This window comes from Enterobacter sp. D2, assembly GCF_034427575.1.
GTDB classification, from domain to species: domain Bacteria; phylum Pseudomonadota; class Gammaproteobacteria; order Enterobacterales; family Enterobacteriaceae; genus Enterobacter; species Enterobacter cloacae_M.
This window is the reverse complement of record NZ_JAXQPP010000001.1, coordinates 1114068-1135995: the sequence shown is the minus strand read 5'-3', so window position 1 is coordinate 1135995 and position 21928 is coordinate 1114068. Positions and strand designations below refer to the sequence as shown.

Below are 21928 nucleotides of genomic sequence, written 5' to 3'. Positions count from 1 at the left end.
GGCGCAATGCCGCCTTTTTTTGTTACTTTTTTTGAATTTCTGCCTCACGTCATTGCATGCATTCGTTACACTCCGTAAAATCCCGCGCCTTAGTGTGATCCACCATTTTTATGCGCCTGAGCGAAATAATTATTCTGGATTTTGACCTTTCATAACAGGAAGCCAATGGAAAAGAAACTTGGCCTGAGTGCTCTGACTGCACTCGTATTAAGCTCAATGCTGGGTGCAGGCGTATTCAGTTTGCCGCAAAATATGGCCGCCGTCGCCAGCCCTTCCGCGCTCATCATTGGCTGGGGCATTACGGGTGTCGGCATACTGCTGCTGGCCTTCGCGATGCTGCTGCTCACCCGCATTCGCCCCGATCTGGACGGCGGCATTTTCACCTATGCGCGTGAAGGTTTCGGCGAGCTGATTGGCTTCTGTTCCGCATGGGGATACTGGCTGTGTGCCGTTATCGCCAACGTCTCTTATCTTGTAATCGTCTTCTCGGCGCTCAGTTTCTTTACCGATACGCCTGAGCTGCGCCTCTTTGGCGACGGGAATACCTGGCAGTCTATTGTGGGCGCCTCGGTGTTGCTGTGGTTCGTCCACTGGCTGGTGTTGCGTGGCGTACAAACGGCCGCCAGCATCAACCTGGTGGCGACGCTGGCGAAACTGGTTCCGCTCGGCCTGTTTATCGTTCTGGCCTTTATTGCGTTCCGTCTGGACGTTTTCAAGCTTGATCTTAGCGGCGTTGCGCTGGGCGTTCCCGTCTGGGAGCAGGTGAAAAACACGATGCTGATTACCCTGTGGGTGTTCATCGGCGTAGAAGGCGCGGTCGTGGTTTCTGCCCGGGCCAGGAATAAGCGCGATGTGGGCCGCGCCACGCTGCTGGCTGTACTGGCCGCGCTGGGGGTCTATTTGCTGGTGACGCTGCTGTCGCTGGGCGTGGTGGCGCGTCCTGAACTGGCTGAAATGCGTAACCCGTCAATGGCAGGCCTGATGGTGAAAATGCTTGGTCCCTGGGGCGACGTGGTGATTGCCGCAGGGCTGATCGTCTCCGTCTGCGGCGCTTACCTGAGCTGGACCATCATGGCGGCTGAAGTGCCGTTCCTGGCCGCGACGCACAAGGCGTTTCCACGCCTGTTCGCCCGTCAAAACCAAAACAGCGCGCCGTCGGCATCGCTCTGGCTGACCAACATCAGCGTTCAGGTCTGTCTGGTGCTGATCTGGCTCACAGGTTCTGACTATAACACCCTGCTGACCATCGCCTCGGAGATGATTCTGGTACCCTATTTCTTAGTGGGTGCGTATCTGTTAAAAATTGCCACACGCCCGGCGCATTATGTCGTGGGTGTCGGAGCCTGTATTTACGGCCTGTGGTTGTTGTATGCTTCCGGGCCTATGCATCTGCTGCTGTCGGTGGTGCTGTACGCACCGGGTCTGCTGGTGTTTATCTACGCCCGCCGCACGCATCAGCTGGAGAACGCGCTGAAACGCCGTGAAATGGCATTAATTGGACTGTTACTGGTTGCTGCCCTGCCGGCAACCTGGATGTTAATGGGTTAGCATCGCCTTTCCCATTGTTGAACTGTAAAGGAGAATACGATGGGAAATGCACCGCTTCGCCCAATACTGATTACCGGTGGAGGCCGCCGTATCGGCCTCGCCCTCGCCCATCACTTTCTCAACCTTCGCCATCCGGTCATTGTCAGCTACCGTACGGAATACCCGTCGATTGAAGGGTTACGCAAAGCCGGGGCGGTCTGCATTCAGGCTGATTTTTCGACCGATGAAGGCATTCTGTCTTTCGCGGAAAAGGTAAAAGCCGCCACGACGGGACTGCGCGCCGTGATCCATAACGCCAGCGCATGGCGAGCCGAAAAACCCGGTACGTCACTCAGCGAAACGCTCTCCGCCATGCTGCAGATCCACGTCAATGCCCCTTATCTGCTTAACCACGCGCTGCAGGATCTGCTCCGCGGTCATGGGCACGCGGCGGGCGACATTATTCACTTTACCGATTATGTGGTTGAGCGAGGCAGCGACAAGCACATCGCCTACGCGGCCAGCAAAGCCGCGCTGGATAATATGACACGCTCGTTTGCCCGCAAGCTCGCGCCCGAGGTGAAGGTGAACGCCATCGCCCCGGCGATGATTTTGTTTAACGAAAACGATGATGCAGAGTATCGTCAGCAGGCGCTGAATAAGTCGCTCATGAAAATCGCCCCGGGCGAGAAAGAGGTCATCGATCTTGTGGATTATCTGCTCACCAGCTGCTACGTCACCGGCAGAACCTTTGCCGTGGACGGCGGCCGACCGCTGCGCTAGTGAAAGCGGCTCCAGAAGAAAATTAACACCCAGGCGCTGAGTCCCCAGCAGACTACCGCCCCGCTCAGCGCCAGGGGAAGACGCAGAAAACCGGTGAAATACCACAGCGAAAGCAGGTAGAGAAAATACGGAATGATAGACCACATGCCAAACACGATGGTTGTGCGTAACGCTTCCGTGCCCCGCTCAGAAGCCACGATATAGTGGGCAATCAGCGCAAAGGTCGGGAACAGCGGGATTAGCCCGGCAATGTAGTAGTTTTTCGTTTTTGCCAGAATGCCAATCAGTAACACCACCAGCGCGCCCAGCGCGGCTTTGATCGCCAGCCCCATACTTTTTCCTATAACAATCAAATAACATTAAGAGCCAGAATAACGGAACCGGCGTTAATTTTGAAAGATTAATGGAAGGTTAAGGTTCCGCGGTGTATGTTGGCTTTTTTCACGAAAACAGACGCTGTATGAATAAGATTGTTTATGTTGAAGACGAACCCGAGGTCGGGCAACTGATCGCCGCCTATCTGGGTAAACATGATATGGACGTCATTGTTGAACCTCGCGGCGATCGTGCCGAAGAGGTGGTCGTCCGTGAAAACCCGGATCTGGTGCTGCTGGATATCATGCTGCCAGGCAAAGACGGCATGACGCTCTGCCGTGACCTGCGCGCCCGGTGGGAGGGCCCTATCGTTCTGCTCACCTCACTGGACAGCGATATGAACCACATTTTGTCGCTGGAGATGGGCGCAAATGACTACATTCTGAAAACCACACCGCCTGCCGTCCTGCTTGCCCGCCTGCGCCTGCATTTGCGCCAGCACGCCAGCATCGAACGCGAAGCGCCCGCGCCTTCTCTGACGCCGCACAAAGCGATGCGCTTCGGTACGCTGTCTATCGACCCTATTAACCGCCAGGTGCTGCTCTCCGGCGAGCTTATCGCCCTCTCCACCGCAGACTTTGACCTGCTGTGGGAGCTGGCAACGCACGCAGGGCAAATTATGGACCGCGACGCGCTGCTGAAAAACCTGCGTGGCGTGAGCTATGACGGAATGGACCGCAGCGTTGACGTGGCGATTTCGCGTCTGCGCAAAAAGCTGCAGGATAACGCTACCGAGCCCTACCGCATTAAAACCGTGCGTAACAAGGGTTATCTGTTTGCCCCGCACGCCTGGGAAACCTGACTCCGTTATCCGGTTAGCATAACCTGCGCGAAATGAAGGGATTAAACACCGATGCCCTCTCTTTCGCGCGTTTATTTATCCGTTTGCGCAACAATTGACTTGCTAAGCACGCGAACTATTCCATAATTAAGTCTCCCACTCTCCTTTCTTCAGCTCGCCCCGACTGCATGTAGACTCGCTTTCACCGCGAAGCGTTACGATATCTCTCCCATACAATCTTGAAATGAGGATTTAAGCCTATGGCATATGTATAGCTACAATCAGGTAGAAGCCATCAAAACCAATCTCGAGTGGATTGTTAATCAGGCAGCTTTAAGGCGCGCCTCTCCCTCGCGCTCCGATCAAAAAGCGCTTTTTGACCTGCTGGAACTTATCCAGTATTTCGAAATACTCCTGGATTTAATTAACGAATTCGGTACCGATGTGATTGATACGCACATTGCAGAAGGCCTGGCCGTGACGGAAAAACTCATCGCCAAGGTAAAAAACAGCGCGAAAGCCATGTAACACGCGCGACAGACGTGAAAAACGCGAAGGGTTTTCATGTATATTCTGCACATAGCGTTTTTTCGGTGAGACCCAATGAAAAAGCTGTTTGTGCAGTTTTATCTTTTACTGTTTGTCTGCTTCCTGGTCATGACCATGCTGGTCGGGCTGGTCTATAAATTCACCGCCGAACGTGCGGGCAGGCAGTCGCTGGACGATCTGATGAAAAGCTCGCTCTACCTGATGCGCAGCGAGCTGAGAGAGATCCCCCCACACGACTGGGCGAAAACCCTCAAAGAGCTGGACCTGAATCTGTCGTTCGATTTACGCATCGAGCCGTTGAAAGATTTCGATCTGGATCCGCCCGCTATGCAGCGTCTGCGCGACGGGGACATCGTCGCGCTGGATGAGAAATACACCTTTATCCAGCGCATACCGCGCAGCCATTACGTGCTGGCCGTCGGGCCGGTGCCCTATCTCTACTATCTCCACCAGATGCGTCTGCTGGACATGGCGCTGATGGCCTTTATCGCCATTTCGCTCGCGTTTCCGGTTTTTATCTGGATGCGCCCGCACTGGCAGGACATGCTGAAACTGGAATCCGCCGCGCAGCGTTTTGGCGAGGGGCACTTTACCGAACGCATTCACTTCGACAGCGGTTCCAGCTTTGAACGTCTGGGCGTGGCTTTTAACCAGATGGCCGATAACATCAATGCCCTGATCGCCAGTAAGAAGCAGCTGATCGACGGCATTGCGCACGAGCTGCGCACGCCGCTGGTTCGCCTGCGCTACCGTCTGGAGATGAGCGAGAATCTGACTGACGCGGAGTCTCAGGCGCTTAACCGCGACATCGGCCAGCTTGAGGCGCTGATTGAGGAGCTGCTGACCTACGCGCGCCTCGATCGTCCGCAAAACGAGCTGAACCTCAGCACGCCGGATCTGCCCGCGTGGCTGCAAACCCACATCGATGACGTTCAGAGCGTGAACCCGCAGCGCACGCTGTTAACGCGCGTCACGCCGGGTGATTACGGCGCGCTCGATATGCGCCTGATGGAGCGCGTGCTGGACAATCTGATGAACAACGCCATGCGCTACAGCGAAAGTACGCTACAGATCGGACTGGATTTGCAGGGCAATCAGGCCAGCCTGACGGTGGAGGATGACGGTCCGGGGATTGCCCCGGAAGCGCGAGAAACCGTGTTTGAACCGTTTGTCCGCCTCGACCCCAGCCGCGATCGCGCCACTGGCGGATGCGGCCTGGGGCTGGCGATTGTTTACTCTATCGCGCAGGCGATGGGCGGCACGGTGCATTGCGAAGAGAGCGAGCTCGGCGGCGCGCGCTTCTGCTTTAGCTGGCCGGTGTATCATAACATCGCCCTTCCCGTCCCTGCCTGACCTTAACCGCACGCTGGCCTGACCCGGCGTGCTGTGCTATATGATAAGTATGTTGTAACTAACGAGAGTGTTTATGGCGACTTACGATCTCCTAGAACGGCTGAACAGCACGTTTCGGGAAATAGAACACGAGCTCCTGACCCTGACCGAACGTTTGCAGAACTGCCGCCTGCTGGCCGCGCGCGTCTTTACCCTGCCCGAGGTGGCTAAAGGGGCCGAGCACGACCCGCTGGACACCATCGAGGTTGAACAGCACATCGGCAGCGCCGCCCTTGAGCTGGCGCTGAAGCACTATCGCCGCCTGTTTATCCAGCAGCAGTCAGAAAACCGCAGCAGTAAGGCCGCCGTGCGTCTGCCCGGTGTGATCTGCCTGCAAACCGATGCGACAACGCGTGACGCGCTGGAAAGCCAGATTACCCATATCAACACCCTGAAAGCGGCCTTTGAAAAGATCGTTACCGAAGAGTCCGGCCTCGCCCCTGCCGCCCGGTTTGAATGGGTGCACCGTCAGCTTCCGGGGCTGATTACCCTGAACGCCTATCGCACGCTGACGGTACTGCGTCACCCCGCCACGCTGCGCTTCGGCTGGGCGAATAAGCACATCATTAAAAACTTCACCCGGGATGAGATTCTGGCGCAGCTGGAAAAAAGCCTGAAGACGCCGCGCGCCGTCGCACCGTGGTCGCGCGAGCAGTGGATTGAGCGCCTGGAGCAGGAGTACCACAGCATCGCCTCGCTTCCGGCGGACGCGCGCCTCAAGATAAAGCGCCCGGTGAAGGTGCAGCCTATCGCCCGCGTCTGGTATTCCGGCCAGCAAAAACAGGTTCAGTATGCCTGCCCTACGCCGCTGATTGCGCTTTATGATGCCGACCGGGGAGCTATCGTGCCGGATATTGGTGAGTTGCTGAATTACGATGCTGAAAATGTCCAGCACCGTTACCGACCTCAGGCGCAGCCGCTGCAGCTGATTATTCCGCGGCTGCACCTGTACGTGGCGGGATGACTATTTCAGGCTGCCGACCATCGCCTCAGGGCGCACCCAGGCATCGAAATCCTCCTCCGTGAGATAGCCCAGCGCCAGGGCGGAGGCTTTCAGCGTCAGCCCCTCTTTATGCGCTTTTTTCGCGATCTCGGCGGCTTTGTCGTAGCCGATATGGGTATTCAGCGCCGTCACCAGCATCAGGGATTCATTGAGCAGCTGGCTGATACGCTCGCGATTCGGCTCAATCCCTACCGCACAGTGCTCGTTAAAGCTCTCCATCCCGTCCGCCAGCAGACGAATCGATTGCAGTACGTTATGGATCACCATCGGGCGATAGACGTTCAGCTCGAAGTTGCCGGACGCACCGCCCAGGTTGACGGCCACGTCGTTGCCCAACACCTGACAGCAGAGCATGGTCATGGCTTCGCACTGGGTCGGGTTCACTTTACCCGGCATGATGGAGCTGCCCGGCTCGTTTTCCGGAATACTGATTTCACCGATGCCGCAGCGCGGACCCGAGGCCAGCCAGCGCACGTCGTTGGCGATTTTCATCAGCGAGGCCGCCAGCCCTTTCAGCGCGCCGTGGGTGTGGACCAGCGCATCGCAGGTCGCCAGCGCTTCGAACTTGTTGGGCGCCGTGACGAACGGCTGACCGGTGATGTTTGCCAGCTCCTCCGCCACGCGCACCGCGTATTCAGGATGGGTGTTTAACCCTGTCCCGACCGCCGTTCCGCCGAGCGCCAGCTCCGCCAGGTGCGGCAGGCTGTAATCAATATGCTTCAGGTTATGTTCCAGCATCGCCACCCAGCCGGAAATCTCCTGGCCGAGCGTCAGCGGCGTGGCGTCCTGCAGGTGCGTACGGCCAATTTTGACGATGTCGCGGAAGGCCTGCGCTTTCTCGTTGAGCGTGGCTTTCAGGACGTTAAGCTGCGGGATAAGCTGCTCGCGTATAGCGATGACCGCCGCCACGTGCATCGCCGTCGGGAAGACGTCGTTGGAACTCTGGCTTTTGTTGACGTCATCGTTCGGATGGACCTTACGCTCCATGCCGCGCACGCCGCCCAGCAGTTCGCTGGCCCGGTTCGCCAGCACTTCGTTCATGTTCATGTTGCTCTGAGTGCCGGAACCGGTCTGCCAGATGGCGAGGGGGAATTCGTCGGGATGCTTACCCGCCAGCACTTCGTCGGCGGCGTTGATGATGGCGGTCGCTTTTTCTGCCGGCAGCAGGCCTAAATCCTGGTTCACTTTAGCGGCGGCGCGTTTGGTGAGCGCCAGCGCCTGAATCAGCGAGACGGGCATTTTTTCAGTCGAAATACGGAAGTGCTCCAGCGAACGCTGGGTTTGCGCGCCCCATAGCTTATCGGCCGGGACGTCGATGGCGCCCATCGAATCTTTCTCATGGCGTACCGTGGTCATTACTTTCTCCTTGATAACAAAAGAGGGATTGCTCACATGCTTAAGGAATAAGTATTGATGACTTCTGAGAAACGATATGGCGCTTTGTGCGCTCTTTTTGATGTCGGGTGGCGCTGACGCTTACCCGACCTACCAGACTCGTAGGCCGGGTAAGGCGCAGCCGCCACCCGACAATTTACAGAATTACTTCACGCACGCCGAACACTGGGACGACTGGATCTGCTTGAAGAAGTCGTTGCCTTTGTCATCCACCAGGATAAACGCCGGGAAGTCTTCCACTTCAATTTTCCAGATCGCTTCCATACCCAATTCCGGGTACTCCACGCACTCCAGGCTCTTAATGCTGCCCTGCGCCAGAACCGCAGCCGGGCCGCCGATGCTGCCGAGGTAGAAGCCGCCGTGCTTGTGGCAGGCGTCCGTCACCTGCTGGCTGCGGTTACCTTTCGCCAGCATGATCATGCTGCCGCCGTTGGCCTGCAGCTGGTCAACGTACGAGTCCATACGTCCTGCCGTGGTTGGGCCTAACGAGCCGGACGCGTAGCCTTCAGGCGTTTTCGCCGGGCCGGCGTAGTAGATCGGGTGATCTTTAATGTACTGCGGCAGCCCTTCGCCGTTGTCCAGACGCTCTTTCAGCTTCGCGTGCGCGATGTCGCGGCCCACGATGATCGTACCGTTCAGCGAGAGACGGGTCGAGACCGGATACTGCGAAAGCTGCGCCAGAATCTCTTTCATCGGACGGTTCAGGTCAACGCGAACCGCTTCACCCTCACCCGCTTTGCGCAGCTCTTCCGGGATGTATTTGCCCGGGTTGTTTTCCAGTTTTTCGATCCACACGCCTTCGCGGTTGATCTTCGCCTTGATGTTGCGATCCGCAGAGCAGGACACGCCCATCCCGACCGGACAGGAGGCGCCGTGACGCGGCAGACGGATCACGCGCACGTCGTGGGCAAAGTATTTACCGCCAAACTGCGCGCCGAGGCCCAGATTGCGGGCTTCTTCCAGCAGTTCCTGCTCAAGCTGCACGTCGCGGAACGCCTGGCCGTGCTCGTTACCTTCGGTAGGCAGGCCGTCGTAGTATTTGGTTGAGGCCAGCTTGACGGTTTTCAGCGTGCTTTCCGCCGACGTACCGCCAATCACAAACGCGATATGGTACGGCGGGCACGCCGCGGTGCCGAGGGTGCGCATCTTTTCAACCAGGTAGTTCTTCAGCTTGCCCGGGGTGAGCAGCGCCTTGGTTTCCTGGTAGAGATAGGTTTTGTTAGCTGAACCGCCGCCTTTGGCGATACAGAGGAATTTGTACTCGTCACCATCCACGCTGTAGAGATCGATCTGTGCTGGCAGGTTGGTGCCGGTGTTGACCTCTTTATACATATCCAGCGCCGCGTTTTGCGAATAGCGCAGGTTATCTTCGGTGTACGTGTTGTAGACGCCGTGCGCCAGGGCCGCTTCGTCACCGCCGCCGGTCCAGACGCGCTGGCCTTTTTTACCGACGATGATCGCCGTGCCGGTGTCCTGACAGGTAGGCAGAATACCTTTCGCGGCGATGTCTGAGTTACGCAGGAACTGCAGGGCAACGTATTTATCGTTTTCGCTGGCCTGCGGGTCGCTCAGGATATCGGCAACCTGCTGCTGGTGCGCAGGACGCAGCATAAACGAGGCGTCGTGGAAAGCGTGCTGCGCCAGCAGCGTTAGCGCCTGAGGATCGACCTTGAGGATCTCTTGTCCTTCAAACTCAGAGACGGAGACGTGATCGCGGGTTAACAGGTAATACTCGGTCCGATCCTTACTGAGGGGGAAAGGATCCTGATAATGGAAGGGTTTATTCGACATTGGTCTCTCACTTACTGCTTCGGTCTGTTTATTCAGGGCAGATGTTCCGCTGCCCGGCTTAAAAGCGAGTCAGCTTATCCTACACAATTTTTTAACAAAAACTGAGACTAGTACGACTTTTTACATCCACAGGTTACTTCCATGAGGTTTATTGCTTTAATACCCGGAGTTAATTCCACAATTGAATCAGGGCTTGATAATGCAAAAACTCATTAACTCAGTGCAAAACTACGCCTGGGGAAGTAAAACTGCGTTAACGGATCTCTACGGTATCGCGAACCCGAACAACCTGCCGATGGCAGAACTGTGGATGGGGGCGCACCCGAAGAGCAGCTCAAAAATTGAAGACGCCAGCGGCCAGGTACGCAGCCTGCGTGACGTGATTGATGCCGATAAAGCCGCGCTGCTGGGCGACAAGGTGGCTCAGCGCTTTGGGGAACTGCCGTTCTTGTTCAAGGTGCTGTGCGCCGACCAGCCGCTCTCCATCCAGGTTCACCCGAACAAGAAAGCCTCTGAAATCGGCTTTGCGAAAGAGAACGCGGCGGGTATTCCGTTAGACGCCGCCGAGCGTAACTACAAAGATCCTAACCACAAGCCGGAGCTGGTGTTCGCGCTGACGCCGTTCCTGGCGATGAACGCGTTCCGCGAGTTTTCAGAGACCATTTCCCTGCTGCAACCGGTCGCGGGTGCCCACAAGGCTATCGCCCACTTCCTTGAAAACCCGAACGCGGACGCGCTGAGCCAGCTGTTTGCCAGCCTGCTGAATATGCAGGGTGAAGAGAAATCTCACGCGCTGGCGGTACTGAAAGCGGCTCTGGGCAGCCAGCAGGGTGAACCGTGGGAGACTATCCGTCTGATCTCCGAATTCTACCCGGACGACAGCGGCCTGTTCTCCCCTCTGCTGCTGAACGTGGTGAAGCTGAACCCGGGCGAAGCGATGTTCCTGTTTGCCGAAACCCCGCACGCCTACCTGCAGGGCGTGGCGCTGGAGGTAATGGCCAACTCAGATAACGTGCTGCGCGCGGGCCTGACGCCGAAATACATCGATATTCCTGAGCTGGTTGCCAACGTGAAGTTTGTGGCGAAACCTGCCGCGGAGCTGCTGACTCAGCCGGTGAAAAACGGCGCAGAGCTGGACTTCCCGATTCCGGTTGAAGATTTTGCTTTCTCCCTGCACGACCTGAGCCAGGCCGAAACCGCCATCGCGCAGGAAAGCGCGGCGATTCTGTTCTGCGCCGAGGGCGAAGCAACGCTGCGCAAAGGCGAACAGCGTCTGGTGCTTAAGCCCGGTGAGTCAGCATTTGTTCCAGCCAATGAGTCTCCGGTCAGCGTAAGCGGCACCGGTCGTCTGGCGCGCGTTTTCAATAAGCTTTAAGCACTTACTGAATTTTTTAACAACTCTTGCTAAGCTAGTTGCAGGCTTAATATCTCCAGGCGGTTTTTACCGCCTGGTTTCATTTTAGGGATAGTCGCAATGAAAAAATCGGTCGTAGCGGTTGGAGTGATTGTAGCGTTAGGCGTGGTCTGGACGGGTGCTTCCTGGTTTACCGGGAAACAGCTGGAAGGCCGTCTGGCTGAGATGGTGGCGCAGGCTAACGGAGAGATTAAGCGCAGCGCGCCGGAGGCGGGCCTTGAGCTGAGCTACCAGAATTATCATCGCGGCGTGTTTACCAGCCGTATGCAGCTGGTGGTGAAGCCGGTTGCCGGTGCTGAAAACGGCTGGCTGAAACCGGGCCAGAGCGTGGTGCTGGATGAGGTGGTGAGCCACGGTCCGCTGCCGCTGGCGCAGCTGAAGTCCTTTAACCTGATCCCGTCGATGGCGTCCGTTCATACCGTGCTGGTGAATAACGACGTCACCAAACCGCTGTTTGACCTGGCGAAGAATGAATCGCCTTTCGACATTAATACCCGAATTAGCTATGCCGGTGACACGAGTTCCAATATTGCCCTGAAAGCGCTGAACTACGAGAAAGAGAATGAGAAAGTCGCCTTTAGCGGCGGCCACTTCAAACTCGATGCCGACCGCGACGGAAACGTGTTCTCCCTGACGGGTGAAGCGGAAAGCGGCCTGGTCAATGCCGTGAACGAATATAACCAAAAGGTTCAGCTCACCTTCAACAACCTGAAAGCCGACGGCAACAGCCGAATGACCGATTTCCAGGAGCGTATCGGCGATCAGAAACTCTCTCTCGACAAGGTAGCCATTGCGGTTGAAGGAAAAGAGATGGCCGTGCTGGAAGGCATGGACGTCAACGGCAAATCCGACGTTTCCAAAGACGGTAAAAGCATCAACACGCAGTTGGATTACACGCTGAAGAGCCTGAAGGTGCAGAATCAGGATCTGGGCACCGGCAAGCTGTCGCTGAAGATCGGCAATATCGACGGCCAGGCGTGGCACGAGTTTAGCCAGAAATACAGCAAAGAGAGCCAGGCGCTGCTGACCGATGCCGCACTCCAGCAGAACCCTGAGGTGTATCAGCAGCAGGCGATGGCGGTACTGTTCAACAACCTGCCTGTCCTGCTGAAAGGCGAGCCGGTGATCACCGTTGCGCCGCTGAGCTGGAAAAACAGCAAAGGCGAAACCAGCTTTAACCTGTCGCTGTTCCTGAAAGATCCGGCAACCGCAACGGGTGAACCGCAGACGCTGGCGCAGGAAGTGGATCGCAGCGTTAAGTCGCTCGACAGCAAGCTGACCATCCCGATGGATATGGCGACCGAGTTTATGACCCAGATTGCGAAGCTGGAAGGCTACGGCGATGAAGACGCCGGCAAGCTGGCGAGCCAGCAGGTGAAAGGTCTGGCGGCCATGGGTCAGATGTTCCGCATCACCAAAGTGGAAAACAACACGATCTCCACCAGCCTGCAGTACGCCAACGGCCAGGTAACGCTCAACGGCGACAAGATGCCGCTGGAAGACTTCGTCGGCATGTTTGGTATGCCGACTCTGGGGATGCCGGAACCGGCTGAACCGGCAGCGCCAGCCGAACCGGCGGCGCCGCAGCAGTAAACAGCAAAACCCCTCACATGAGGGGTTTTTTTATTGCCCGCTAACTTTTCCATCCCGCCAGGAAATCCAGCAGAAGCGCGTTCACTTTCTCTGGCTGCTCCTCCTGCGGCAGATGGCCACACTCATCAATCCCCTGCGCCCGCAGGTTCTCCGCCATTTCGGCCCAGACGCTTTCCATATCGAAAAGCTTGCCGACCGCATGAAAATCATTACCCCACAGCGACATTACCGGGCAGGTGATTTTCACCTCAGCGTCAGCCATATCCTGCGCCACATCCTCTGCGTTGGCGCGATAGTCAGCCATTGCGCCACGCACGGCACCCGGCGCCTGATACGCCCTAACATAGGTATCAAACGCCTCGCCGCTGATGGTCGACGGATTGTAGGTCCAGTCCGAGAAAAAGTGGCGCAGCCAGATATGCTCCCGACCCGCAATCAGCGCTTCCGGCAGGTCTGGCACAAGATGAAACAGGAAGAACCAGTACGCACGCGCAATCGACGCATTCAGATCGCGCGCCACAATACGCGTTGGCACGTTATCCATCACCACCAGTCGATCCACCAGCTCAGGGTAATCTTTTGCAAACCGCGTCGCGACGCGCGCGCCGCGATCGTGCCCCACCAGCACCACTTTCTGTAAACCCAGGACTCGCATCAGTTCCCGGATGTCCCGCGCCATGTTGCGCTTATCATAGCCAGAAGCAGGTTTATCCGTTTCGCCATACCCGCGTAAATCCGGTGCAATCACGCGGTAGTGCCGGGACAGTACGGGTATCTGGTAGCGCCAGGCATAGTTTGTTTCAGGAAAACCATGCAGGAGAATAACCGGTGCACCTTCACCCTCTTCGACCACAAACTGACGAATACCGTTTGCCGTTACGGTGTAACTTTTCATGCTCGTCACCTCACTTTATTTCAGCAGAGGCACGTTGGCCGCACGCTGATAAGGACCGTAATTGACAGGATTCCAGCTATAGCCCTGCTGCCAGGCGGTGATATGACCGATACCGGGGAAAGGCAGATGCGCTGCGGCCATCCACTCACCGTCTTTTGCCAGCGCGTTAAACTCCTGCCCCCTGGATGAGATGGCTTTTTTCGGATCGACATCAAAGCGAATAGACACTTCAGGGTGCGGGAACTGGACGGCAGGAGCATGAATCAAATCCCCAATGAAGTTGATAGCCGTCCCCTGCGACGCGAAGCGATAAACGGTACTGCCTGGCGTATGCCCTATGGCATATGCCGTCTGGACTTCCGGGACAGGCGAAGCTGGCGGGACGAAGGTTTTAAGGTGCCCGGCGGCTTTATACGCGGACAGCGCATTCCTGGCGATAGCGAAATACTCCCTCGCATTAGCCGGCGCGCTCGCTTCTTTTGCGGGATCAAGCCAGTAGTCGGCCTCCCCCTGCGGTACGTAGACGGTGGCATTGGGGAACAACGCCTTACCCTCTGCATCGCTCAGGCCGCACACGTGGTCAAGATGCAGGTGGGTCAGGAAAATGGTATCAACCTGCTCGGGACGGTACCCTGATGCATTCATATTGCTGACCAACTGGCCGGCCGTTTCCGCCATGCAGTGGCCACCCCCGCTGTCAATCATGAGCAGGTGTTTACCGGTATTCACCAGAAAGGCGTTAAAGGCGGTAGGCATGCGTTCGGCATCAATTTTGTGTTGAGCCAGCAGTTCGCGAACCTTTTCGCCTGAGAGCCCGTGTAGCAAGGCTGGCGAAAGATCGTTATAGCCGTCGAACAGCGCCGTCACCTCATACTCCCCGACCGCCAGACGATAATAGCCCGGAACCTGCTGTTTAACCTGCGCCGGGGCATCTGCCCACGATGTGCTTGCCAGGAGCAGGCCGCTGAGCGCCAGAACCGTTTTCAACTTTTTCATCTTCACTCCAGATTGATATTTTTCAGGTTGTGAAGAGACTATGGCAGCGTAACGATAAATAATGTAGATATATACTTTGATAAGTCAGAATAACGAAAATCGATACAATGAAACTGGAAGACGTTGAAGTGTTTGTCGAAGCCGTCAAGGCGGGTAGCCTGGCGGGCGCCGCGCGTCGGCTCTCTGTGAGCGCCATGGCGGCATCACGGTCTCTTAATAATCTTGAGGCTGAACTGGGGGTCAGGCTGGTGCACCGCACCACGCGTTCCCTCTCACCCACCAGCGATGGGGCCGTTTTTTTGCCCCATGCGCAGGCGTTGCTGGAAGATAAAAATAACGCGCTGGCCGATCTGTTTCCCGAGGGGACGCACCTTTCCGGACGACTGCGCATTACCGCCTCAGCGGGGTTTGGCCGTAAGATCGTTGCTCCCATGCTGACCCGGTTCATGCAGCAACATCCCGCCCTGCAGGTCGATTTATTCGCCACCGACGAACAGGTTGATATTGTCGGAAAAGGCATAGACGTGGCGTTACGCATTGCGCCGCTGCGCGATAACCGGCTGGTTGCCCATCGCCTGTGTCACAACCCTCGCGATCTCTGCGCCAGCGCGGCGTATCTTGCCGCGAATGGCTACCCAAAATCGTTTAACGATCTGGCGACACACAGCTGTCTGACCACGTCAGATACCGTCCACTGGTCATTCGAACAGGGTGAACAGCGCTACAAACAAAAGGTGTCGGGCCGATTCTCCGCGAACTCTATTGAGGCCATTTTCGAAGCCTGCCTGGGAGGGTTAGGGATCGCCAATTTATCCCGCTGGTACGTAGAGCCGGCGTTCAGAGAGGGTAAACTCGTGCGGATCGTCCTGGAGGATGCCCACCCGGAATCGCTGGCCGTTTGGGCGGTTTACCCGACCTCCCGGCTGATCCCGGCTAAAGTACGAAAGTTTGTGGAAGCGCTGGAAGCCGAACTGTTGCTCAATCCGCTAACGCAACCCGCCTGATATTATTTCACCGTCACCAGCCGCGCCGCCACAATCTGGTGTCCGGCCTGAACGTCCGTGTTGTCGATGCGCTGCATGATCCTGTCCGCCAGCGTGTAGCCCATCTCTCGCGCAGGGGTGGTGGCCCAGACGATCGGCAGATCGTCTAGCGCGTTTTCACCAACGTCGGCGAACGCCCCCAGCGCCACCTGGTGACCGAAGAAGGTTTCCACCCCGCCCTCGCCGCTCTGACGCCCGGCGCGGATCAGGCCAAACCAGGCGCCCATGGCAATCACATCGTTGTAGCAAATCACGGCGCTGATCGTCGGACTGCTGCGCAGCAGCGCGCCTATCGCTTCCGCCGCTTTCTTCTGACTGGATTCACACTCCACGACCCATTCGCTGTGGAACGGCAGGCCGTATTTAATCAGCGTCGCGCAGTAGCCGCCGACCCGCTCGGCGCGGGTCAGGGACGAGCTTTTCCCGCCGAGCCACGCAATGCGCTGGTGTCCGCGACGAATAAGATGCTCGGTCAGCATTTGCGCGGCCTGCATGTTATCCGGGCGCAGCGTATCGGCCTCGTCGAGGTAGCTGGCGCGCGAAGCAAACACCAGCGGCACGCCTTTTTCGGCGGCGCGCTCGCACAGCTCGCTGCCCACGCCCGACGCTCCGGCGACGATTACCCCGTCAACACCCTGATTCAGCAGCATATCGAGCCGGGAAAGAAGCTGATCGGCCTCGCGACCGCCGTGCAGAAGAAAGACCATCCGCCCCTGCGCTTCAAGCGCTTCGGTTAACCCGGCGGTCAGCTCCGCATAGAAAGGTGACGTCAGGTCGCGAACAATCAGGCCAATCACTCCGCTTTGCCCGCCGCGCAGCGCCGACGCCTGACGGTTACGCACAAAACCCAGCTGCTCAACCGCCTCGTTAACCCGCTGACCGGTCGCAGGAGAGATGCGCCCTTTTCCGCTTAGCACCAGAGAAACGGTGCTGACGGAAACGCCCGCCGCCAGCGCGACATCGTTGATGGTGATTTTTTTCGCTACAGCCATGTGTTGGCGTGACTCCCTGAAATGAGATCGGTAAAACGTTTTATCAATACGTTATCTTTATACTACCAGTCAAAGCCTGAGAATGTGATTTAGCGCGCACTAAACTTTGATAAAACGTTTTATCTTCTCGCAGCATTGAAGCAGGCAAACTGATTTTAACAATAAAGGAGTCGTTTTATGACGGCGAAAGCAGCACAAAAAATATCGCTGTGGGAATTTTTCCAGCAACTGGGTAAAACCTTTATGCTGCCCGTGGCACTCCTCTCGTTCTGCGGGATCATGCTCGGGATCGGCAGCTCGCTGAGCAGTAAAGACGTCATCACGCTGATCCCGTTCCTCGGTACCCCGGTGCTGCAGGCGATCTTCATCTGGATGAGTAAAGTCGGCTCCTTTGCGTTTAGCTTCCTGCCCGTGATGTTCTGTATTGCTATCCCGCTGGGCCTGGCGCGCGAAAATAAAGGCGTCGCGGCGTTTGCCGGGTTTGTGGGTTACGCCGTGATGAACCTGGCGGTTAACTTCTGGCTGACCGCGAAAGGCATTCTGCCGACCACCGACGCCGCCGTGCTGAAAGCCAACAACATTCAGAGCGTGATCGGCATCCAGTCTATTGATACCGGGATCCTCGGGGCAGTGATCGCGGGTGTGATTATCTGGATGCTGCACGAGCGCTTCCACAATATCCGGCTGCCGGATGCCCTGGCCTTCTTCGGCGGTACCCGCTTCGTGCCGATTGTTACCCTGGTGGTGATGGGCCTGTTTGGTCTGATCATTCCGCTGATCTGGCCGGTCTTCGCGATGGGCATCAACGGCATCGGCCGCATCATCAACGGCGCGGGAGATTTCGGTCCGATGATCTTCGGCACCGGCGAGCGTCTGCTCCTGCCGTTTGGCCTGCAGCATATCCTGGTGGCCCTGATTCGCTTCACCGAAGCGGGCGGTACGATGGAGGTATGCGGTCACGACGTGAGCGGCGCGCTGACCATCTTCCAGGCGCAGCTGAGCTGTCCGACCACCCACGGCTTCTCGGAAAGCGCCACCCGCTTCCTGTCTCAGGGTAAAATGCCTGCCTTCCTCGGCGGCCTGCCAGGTGCCGCGCTGGCGATGTACCACTGCGCGCGCCCGGAAAACCGTCATAAAATTAAAGGCCTGCTCATTTCCGGCGTGATCGCCTGCGTCGTGGGCGGAACCACCGAGCCAATCGAATTCCTGTTCCTGTTCGTCGCACCGGTGCTGTACCTCATCCACGCGGTGCTGACCGGTCTGGGCTTTACCGTGATGGCGGTGCTGGGCGTGACCATCGGCAACACCGACGGCAACGTGATCGACTTCGTGGTGTTCGGGATCCTGCACGGCCTGTCCACCAAGTGGTACCTGGTGCCGGTCGTGGCGGCTATCTGGTTTGCGGTTTACTACGGCATCTTCCGCTTCGCCATCACCCGCTTTAACCTGAAAACGCCTGGCCGCGATACCGATACGGCGAGCAGCGTTGAACAGGCGGTTGCCGGGACCGTGGGCAAATCCGGCTACAACACACCGGCCATTCTGGCGGCGCTGGGCGGTGCGGATAACATCACCTCTCTCGATAACTGCATCACCCGCCTGCGTCTGTCGGTGGCGGATATGTCAAAAGTGGATACCAACGCCCTGAAAGCCAACCGGGCCATCGGCGTGGTACAGTTAAATCAGCACAATTTGCAGGTGGTTATCGGCCCGCAGGTCCAGTCGGTGAAGGATGAGCTGGCTACCCTGATGCGAACAGTAGAAGCCTGATGCCTCAGCCCCCTCTCTTGAGGGGGTTTTACTTTAAGGACTCACGTCATGTTTGATTTTTCTACCGTCGTGGATCGACACGGCACCTGGTGTACGCAGTGGGACTACGTCGCCGACCGCTTTGGCGCGGCCGATCTGCTGCCCTTCACCATCTCGGATATGGATTTCGCCACCGCGCCCTGCATTACCGACGCGCTGCATCAGCGCATTAATCACGGCGTGCTGGGCTACAGCCGCTGGAAGAACGATGAGTTTCTCGCCGCCGTCGCGCACTGGTTCCAGCAGCGCTTTAACAGCACGATTGATACGGAAACCGTCGTTTATGGTCCTTCCGTTATCTACATGGTGTCAGAGCTGATTCGTCTCTGGTCACACCCCGGCGACGGCGTAGTGGTTCACACCCCGGCATACGACGCGTTTTACAAAGCTATTGAAGGGAATGCGCGTCATGTGGTGCCCGTGGAGATGGAAAAGCACGCCGCAGGCTGGCAGGGAAATATGGCTGCGCTGGAAGCGGCCCTGGCAAAACCTGAAAACAAAATTTTGCTGCTGTGCAGCCCGCAAAACCCAACCGGCAAGGTTTGGACGCGGGACGAGCTGACGCAGATGGCTGAACTGTGCGCACGCAATGACGTGGCGGTAATCAGCGATGAAATTCATATGGACATGGTGTGGGGAGAGCATCGTCACACGCCGTGGAGCGCGGTGGCGCGCGGCAAATGGGCGCTTCTCACCTCCGGCTCGAAAAGCTTTAATATTCCGGCGCTGACGGGCGCTTACGGCCTTATTGGTGATGAGGAAAGCCGTAACGGTTATCTCAGCGCACTAAAAGGCCGGGACGGGCTATCATCTCCTTCCGTGCTGGCGCTAACGGCGCATATCGCCGCCTATCAGCAGGGAGCTCCGTGGCTGGATGCCCTGCGGGGATATCTGGAAGAGAATCTGTTGTATATCGCGCAGGAAGTAAACCGCGCCTTTCCGAAACTGAACTGGCAGCCGCCCGAAGCGACCTACCTGGCCTGGATTGACCTGCGCCCGCTGAACATTGACGATCGGGCGCTGCAAAAAGTGCTAATCGAGCAGCAAAAAGTCGCCATCATGCCGGGATATACCTACGGCAAAGAGGGAAACGGCTTTGTTCGCCTGAACGCCGGCTGTCCACGCAGCAAGCTGGAACAAGGGGTGCAACGCCTCATTGCCGGGATTAACACGCTCCTGTAATCAATTTGCGCAACGGGATATTCCCTTGCGCAAATAGCTTTTTACCCCGTTTTGTTTTTATAATATGGCGCACTTTAACCAGAAAAGAGTGCGACCATGATTGATACACGCCTGCCTTTAACTGATATTCATCGTCACCTTGACGGTAACATTCGTGCCCAAACCATCCTCGATCTTGGCCGCCAGTTCAATTTAACGCTTCCTGCGCAGACGCTTGAGTCGCTGATCCCTCACGTACAGGTGACCTCCAATGAACCGGACCTGGTCAGCTTCCTGAGCAAACTCGACTGGGGCGTGAAAATGCTGGCCTCGCTGGATGCCTGCCGCCGCGTGGCGTTTGAAAACATTGAAGATGCGGCCCGTAACGGCCTGCATTACGTCGAGCTGCGCTTCTCGCCGGGCTATATGGCGATGACCCACAACCTGCCCGTTGCAGGCGTGGTGGAAGCTGTGATTGAAGGCGTCCGCGAAGGATGTAAAACCTTCGACGTTCAGGCCCGTCTGATTGGCATTATGAGCCGTACGTTCGGCGAAGCCGCCTGCCTGCAGGAGCTGGAAGCGCTGCTGGCCCATCGCGATGCCATCACCGCCGTCGATCTCGCCGGTGACGAGCTGGGCTTCCCGGGCAGTCTGTTTCTCTCCCACTTCAACCGCGCGCGCGATGCCGGCTGGCACATTACCGTGCATGCGGGTGAAGCGGCTGGCCCGGAAAGCATCTGGCAGGCCATCCGAGAGCTGGGCGCCGAGCGTATTGGTCACGGCGTGAAGGCGGTAGAAGATCGCGCCCTGATGGATTTCCTGGCGGAGCAGCGTATCGGGATTGAGTCGTGCCTGACGTCTAACATTCAGACCAGCACCGTCGCAACGCTGGCGCATCATCCGCTGAAAACGTTCCTTGAACACGGCGTGCTGGCCTCGCTGAACACGGACGATCCGGCAGTACAGGGCGTGGATATCATCCACGAGTACAACATCGCCGCACCGCAGGCGGGGCTGAGCCGGGAGCAGATCCGTCAAGCGCAGATCAACGGGCTGGAGATCGCTTTCCTGACGCCTGAAGAGAAGCAGGCGCTTAAAGATAAAGTGGCTCGCGGTTGAGCATTTGCCGGGTGACGGCTACGCCTTACCCGGCCTACAAAAATATTTAAAATTATGCCAGACAGAGCGTGGCGCGATGTTTGGCAGATTCAATACCCAGCTCAATCAGCTCCATAATCTGAATCGCCTGGCTGGCCGGAACCGGATTTTCGCCCGTGCCGTTCAGCGCATCGCGGATGCCCGCGTAATAGGCCGGATAGTTGCCCGGGATCGTCAGCAAGGTCTCCTCTACCAGTTCCTCACCTTCCACCCGCGTTACCACGCCGTCGCGCATATCATAGCCCCAGTCTTCCTGCGGCAAACGTTCACCGCTTTTCAGCCGGTCCTCCTGCGGATCGAGGCCAAACTTTACGTAGCTCCCGCGCGTGCCGTGAATAATGTAGCGGGCCGATTCCGCGGCCGCGACCATCGTGCCGTGCAGCACAATCCGCCGCTGCGGGTAGCTGAGCACCGCGTGGAAGTAATCGGTCGTCTGCGCTCCGGGCCGGAGCTGGGCCAGATCGACCGTCATGCTCACCGGCAGACCAAAAAGATTGACCGCCTGATCCAGCAGATGCGGGGCTAAATCGTACCAGATGCCGCTGCCTGGACCAGCCTGCTCGCGCCAGCGGTTTCGTACCTGCGGACGGAAGCGGTCAAAGTGCGATTCAAAGAAGAGGATCTCCCCTAGCGTGCCTTCACTGAGAAGCCTTTTTACCGTCAGAAAGTCGCTGTCCCAGCGGCGGTTATGAAACACCGACAGCAGCCTGCCGAGACTCTTTGCCAGCGCATCCAGCTCGCGAGCCTGAGACAGCGTGACGGTAAAGGGCTTATCGACCACCACGTGTTTACCGGCCTCCAGCGCGGCCTTTGCCAGCGGAAAGTGGGTGTCGTTCGGGGTGGGGATAACGATTAAATCGATATTCGGATCGTTGAAAAGGTGTTTTGGCTCAGAGACAACCGGCACGGAAGGCCAGTCGGCATGGACTTTAGCGGCATCGCTGCTGGATACCGCAGCCAGGGTCATCCCTGGCGTTCCGGCTATCAGAGGCGCATGAAACGTTTTGCTCGCGTACCCATAGCCGATAAGCCCAACTCGGATATTATCACTCATAGTGCCGTCCTCTTTTATGACGTTCTTATTTCACACTGGCTAGCCTGGCATTACCACAGATTAATAATGTGCCATATGACTTAAAATAGCAGGTTGTACGGGTTGTTTTTGTTACATAGTATTAACCCACTGATTTTGTTTAAGGGAACCGTTCCCAAAGCGCTTGCCGTCGGGGAAACGTCGCTGTAACATTTGCGACCTGTATTTATGGATAAAG

At 57.3% G+C, this 21928-nt stretch carries 19 protein-coding genes; 12 read left to right on the top strand and 7 right to left on the bottom strand.

Annotation, left to right across the window (positions count from 1 at the left end; translation table 11 throughout):
- Nucleotides 1-165 precede the first annotated feature (165 nt).
- The gene (locus tag SPG90_RS05545) at nt 166-1548 is read left to right on the top strand and encodes an amino acid permease (RefSeq protein WP_126303203.1); all 1383 of its coding nucleotides are present in this window, start codon (nt 166-168) and stop codon (nt 1546-1548) included.
- A gap of 39 nt (nt 1549-1587) precedes the next feature.
- Nucleotides 1588-2310: a dihydromonapterin reductase gene (gene folM / locus SPG90_RS05540; protein ID WP_059446680.1), complete on the top strand. Its 723-nt coding sequence runs from the start codon at nt 1588-1590 to the stop codon at nt 2308-2310.
- On the opposite strand, the gene SPG90_RS05535 is transcribed toward folM, so the two are convergent.
- A complete protein-coding gene (locus tag SPG90_RS05535) occupies nt 2307-2642 on the bottom strand; it encodes a GlpM family protein (protein ID WP_023311470.1) in 336 nt (111 codons plus the stop codon). The genes folM and SPG90_RS05535 overlap by 4 nt on opposite strands.
- 128 nt (nt 2643-2770) lie before the next feature.
- Here SPG90_RS05535 and rstA point away from each other — a divergent pair, with 128 nt between their 5' ends.
- From rstA to tus, 4 genes are all read left to right on the top strand, one after another.
- Complete coding sequence (gene rstA / locus SPG90_RS05530; RefSeq protein ID WP_021241154.1) at nt 2771-3487, top strand: two-component system response regulator RstA; 717 nt, start codon at nt 2771-2773, stop codon at nt 3485-3487.
- A 246-nt stretch (nt 3488-3733) separates the two neighbouring features.
- Nucleotides 3734-3994: a hypothetical protein gene (locus SPG90_RS05525; RefSeq protein WP_045401321.1), complete on the top strand. Its 261-nt coding sequence runs from the start codon at nt 3734-3736 to the stop codon at nt 3992-3994.
- Nucleotides 3995-4069: 75 nt separating this feature from the next.
- The gene (gene rstB / locus SPG90_RS05520; protein ID WP_045401324.1) at nt 4070-5368 is read left to right on the top strand and encodes a two-component system sensor histidine kinase RstB; all 1299 of its coding nucleotides are present in this window, start codon (nt 4070-4072) and stop codon (nt 5366-5368) included.
- Between the two features lie 73 nt (nt 5369-5441).
- Nucleotides 5442-6371 (top strand): DNA replication terminus site-binding protein, encoded by a 930-nt coding sequence (gene tus, locus SPG90_RS05515; RefSeq protein WP_045401327.1) that lies wholly within the window; start codon nt 5442-5444, stop codon nt 6369-6371.
- On the opposite strand, the gene fumC is transcribed toward tus, so the two are convergent.
- Entirely contained in the window at nt 6372-7766 is a 1395-nt protein-coding gene (gene fumC, locus SPG90_RS05510) for a class II fumarate hydratase (RefSeq protein ID WP_045401331.1), read from the bottom strand.
- A 183-nt stretch (nt 7767-7949) separates the two neighbouring features.
- Nucleotides 7950-9596, bottom strand: coding sequence for a class I fumarate hydratase FumA (gene fumA / locus SPG90_RS05505; RefSeq protein ID WP_023311463.1), 1647 nt, complete (start codon nt 9594-9596; stop codon nt 7950-7952).
- A gap of 199 nt (nt 9597-9795) precedes the next feature.
- Between fumA and manA the strand changes: the two genes are divergently transcribed.
- Both manA and SPG90_RS05495 read left to right on the top strand, forming a co-directional pair.
- Nucleotides 9796-10971, top strand: coding sequence for a mannose-6-phosphate isomerase (gene manA / locus SPG90_RS05500; protein WP_126303202.1), 1176 nt, complete (start codon nt 9796-9798; stop codon nt 10969-10971).
- 99 nt (nt 10972-11070) lie between these two features.
- Complete coding sequence (locus tag SPG90_RS05495; RefSeq protein ID WP_045401337.1) at nt 11071-12603, top strand: YdgA family protein; 1533 nt, start codon at nt 11071-11073, stop codon at nt 12601-12603.
- A gap of 40 nt (nt 12604-12643) precedes the next feature.
- Here SPG90_RS05495 and SPG90_RS05490 read toward each other — a convergent pair whose 3' ends face one another.
- Together SPG90_RS05490 and SPG90_RS05485 are read right to left on the bottom strand one after the other, a co-directional pair.
- Complete coding sequence (locus tag SPG90_RS05490; RefSeq protein ID WP_045401340.1) at nt 12644-13498, bottom strand: alpha/beta fold hydrolase; 855 nt, start codon at nt 13496-13498, stop codon at nt 12644-12646.
- A 15-nt stretch (nt 13499-13513) separates the two neighbouring features.
- Nucleotides 13514-14494: an MBL fold metallo-hydrolase gene (locus tag SPG90_RS05485; RefSeq protein ID WP_045401343.1), complete on the bottom strand. Its 981-nt coding sequence runs from the start codon at nt 14492-14494 to the stop codon at nt 13514-13516.
- A gap of 107 nt (nt 14495-14601) precedes the next feature.
- On the opposite strand from SPG90_RS05485, the gene SPG90_RS05480 reads away from it, so the two are divergent.
- The gene (locus SPG90_RS05480; RefSeq protein WP_047174682.1) at nt 14602-15498 is read left to right on the top strand and encodes a LysR family transcriptional regulator; all 897 of its coding nucleotides are present in this window, start codon (nt 14602-14604) and stop codon (nt 15496-15498) included.
- A gap of 2 nt (nt 15499-15500) precedes the next feature.
- Here the strand turns inward: SPG90_RS05480 and SPG90_RS05475 are convergent, their stop codons facing one another.
- Nucleotides 15501-16529, bottom strand: coding sequence for a Mal regulon transcriptional regulator MalI (locus SPG90_RS05475; protein ID WP_023311457.1), 1029 nt, complete (start codon nt 16527-16529; stop codon nt 15501-15503).
- Between the two features lie 177 nt (nt 16530-16706).
- Between SPG90_RS05475 and malX the strand changes: the two genes are divergently transcribed.
- The 3 genes from malX to add all read left to right on the top strand — a co-directional run bounded on the left by malX (nt 16707) and on the right by add (nt 20618).
- A complete protein-coding gene (gene malX / locus SPG90_RS05470; protein WP_029740306.1) occupies nt 16707-18299 on the top strand; it encodes a maltose/glucose-specific PTS transporter subunit IIBC in 1593 nt (530 codons plus the stop codon).
- Nucleotides 18300-18347: 48 nt separating this feature from the next.
- A complete protein-coding gene (locus SPG90_RS05465; RefSeq protein WP_194400960.1) occupies nt 18348-19520 on the top strand; it encodes a MalY/PatB family protein in 1173 nt (390 codons plus the stop codon).
- Nucleotides 19521-19616: 96 nt separating this feature from the next.
- Nucleotides 19617-20618: an adenosine deaminase gene (add, locus tag SPG90_RS05460; protein ID WP_045353860.1), complete on the top strand. Its 1002-nt coding sequence runs from the start codon at nt 19617-19619 to the stop codon at nt 20616-20618.
- 52 nt (nt 20619-20670) lie between these two features.
- On the opposite strand, the gene SPG90_RS05455 is transcribed toward add, so the two are convergent.
- A complete protein-coding gene (locus SPG90_RS05455; RefSeq protein ID WP_032657704.1) occupies nt 20671-21711 on the bottom strand; it encodes an oxidoreductase in 1041 nt (346 codons plus the stop codon).
- Nucleotides 21712-21928: the final 217 nt, after the last annotated feature.